This window comes from Priestia sp. BR_2 (assembly GCF_041954005.1).
Lineage (GTDB): Bacteria > Bacillota > Bacilli > Paenibacillales > Paenibacillaceae > Paenibacillus_AQ > Paenibacillus_AQ lautus_A.
In genome coordinates, this window is the sequence record NZ_JAVFHM010000244.1 from 1 (window position 1) to 713 (window position 713).

A 713-nucleotide genomic window follows, 5' to 3' on the forward strand; every position below is an offset into this window, starting at 1 on the left:
TCCTAAACCTGATAATGAAGAAATAGGAATACTTATACCAGATCCAATAGCGCCGCATAAATTCATAGAAACTGCATAAATTCCTGTCATTATGCCTATCTTTTGTGCAAAGTTATGTTTAATTAGACTAGGTAACAATACATTTCCAATAGCAATAGATAAACCAATTAAGATCGTTCCTGCAAATAATGTTTCTACTCCACCAAAAGAGCGTATTCCAATTCCGATTGTTAATAAGATTAAGGAAATAAATAGCGTAAACTCCATGCCAAAACGCCGAGCTAACCTAGGAGCAAAAGGAGATAGAATTGCAAAAGCTAGTAAAGGCACTGTAGTTATTGTTCCTGCTAAAGTATTAGATATTCCTAAACTGTCACGAATAGAAGCTACCAGTGGTCCCACAGATGTTAAAGGGGCTCTGAGATTAGCTCCAATTAGGATAATGCCTATAATCAGTAATCCTATTTTAGGCTTTATATGTAGTTTTGGCTGTTCTAGTTGATTTGTTGTGTGTGGGATACCCATGGTAGTTATAGACCCTCCGTATTTAATCTTAAAGTTTTTGAAATTAAGTAATATATTCATTCACTGTGTAGATTGCCATGATAGCACCCACAAGTTTACAAAGTAGGTTCAACTACAATCGGTATGAGAACTTACTTCAACTATATGATGACCAGATGTATGTAAAGAATCTATCATATGGTTATATA

1 protein-coding gene is annotated in these 713 nt (G+C 34.6%); it reads right to left on the reverse strand.

Annotated features, from left to right (window positions below; translation table 11 throughout):
- Positions 1-525 (reverse strand): MFS transporter (locus tag RB298_RS19195; RefSeq protein WP_486048062.1); only part of this gene is annotated, 525 nt, incomplete at its 3' end.
- Between the last annotated feature and the right edge of the window lie 188 nt (positions 526-713).